The 834-nt window shown below is 43.3% G+C and carries 2 protein-coding genes; both read right to left on the reverse strand.

The features are described 5' to 3' along the window. Positions 1–94: 94 nt before the first annotated feature. A complete protein-coding gene (locus tag OU793_RS24695; protein ID WP_071653131.1) occupies positions 95–436 on the reverse strand; it encodes a hypothetical protein in 342 nt (113 codons plus the stop codon). A gap of 69 nt (positions 437–505) precedes the next feature. After that, positions 506–834: zincin-like metallopeptidase domain-containing protein (locus tag OU793_RS24700; protein ID WP_274647925.1), on the reverse strand; the 329-nt coding region annotated here is incomplete at its 5' end.

Consider the following 834-nt stretch of genomic DNA (forward strand, 5'->3'; position numbering starts at 1 on the left):
CACCACTCGATTATGAATGGTTGCCTTCGCCAAGATTTACAACGTCTTATGCGCTGTGCGGTCATTATATCGGAGTAAAAAAAAGCCCGTCAACTTAATGATGGGCTTTTTTATTGAGCAGACCAGAAAGAGAGCCACCGGTATCAAAAGCGGTCCCTCCTTTTTCAAGATGCTCCTGGTAACGTCGCTGTGCATGAATTTTATTGATGAGAACCTGCTGACGTTCTTCTGGATGACGACGAGGAAAACGGCTTGCCGTTTCATAGACCAATGCAAATCTGAAGTCTTCATTTTTGCTCATCCAATAGATGTCCGCCATATACTCATCGTAGGACGCATATACGGCGCTTTGGAACGCCGATTTAAATGCGTCGGTCTCCTGTCCATCATCATACATAAACTCACCGGTCTTCGTGGCCATAATGCGTTTCGTCATACATCCTCCAGATAGCAAAAACCCGATAACATGTTGATGTTATCGGGCTATTTAATGCAATAAAAGAGTTTATGCTGCTTTTAATTGGCTTTCATCTTCAACGTATTCTTTTAAATAAGTAAACGCCTTTGATGCCTGACTTGCCGCCTTAAAAATGAATCGTTTATCATTTTTTAAAACTTGAAGCCAATTCGCAATGTAAGATTCGTGTTGAACGTCGCCGACAATACCAAAGTCCGCCATTAAGAATGTCGATCCAAGCTCTGCAACAAGCTCTTCAAACGCATAATCCTTATCACCGAATTGACGACCCTTGGTACGCGCTAGCCGAGATTTGTGTCCCGTCCAGTGTGTCAGTTCGTGCATAACGGTCGCATAAAGATCTGCGATTGACTCAA

Origin of the sequence: Vibrio sp. VP6 (genome assembly GCF_028823755.1) — a bacterium.
Taxonomy (GTDB): Bacteria; Pseudomonadota; Gammaproteobacteria; order Enterobacterales; family Vibrionaceae; genus Vibrio; species Vibrio parahaemolyticus.